The following is a 346-nucleotide window of genomic DNA, read 5'->3' as shown; positions in this document are numbered from 1 at the left end:
CATCGGCGAAGGCGATCCCCATGCCCAGCATGGTCAGTTGCTGGATAAGATCGTAGCTGAGCGCCGTCTCGGTCTTTGGAAGATAAAGCAGGACCCGCCGAGGCTCCTCCTCATCAAGTGCAATGAGCCAGCCCGCAAGATTGGCGCTGAGTTGAGCCTCCACGTCCGACAGGCCGCCGCGCGTGCGCGGCAGGATCACAGTCATCGACAGCCGATCGCCCCTATAAGGGAGATCGATGGCCTGCAAGGCCCCGGTTTCCAGCAGGCGCAGGTACCCACGCTGATACATCATCGGCGTCGACAGGCGCGAGCCATCGGCCCGGTAGAATGTTTGGTCGCTTGTGTT

General features: G+C 61.6%; 1 protein-coding gene. It reads right to left on the bottom strand.

Annotated elements, in window-relative coordinates:
• The coding region (locus CVH10_RS18605; RefSeq protein WP_219924819.1) for a serpin family protein at positions 1–346 on the bottom strand (346 nt) is incomplete at both ends.

The sequence above is a fragment of the Halomonas sp. ND22Bw genome, from assembly GCF_003011945.1.
In the GTDB taxonomy this organism is placed as follows: Bacteria; Pseudomonadota; Gammaproteobacteria; order Pseudomonadales; family Halomonadaceae; genus Halomonas; species Halomonas halophila.
The sequence above is the reverse complement of the archived record's forward strand: the minus strand, read 5'-3'. Positions and strand labels throughout refer to the sequence as shown.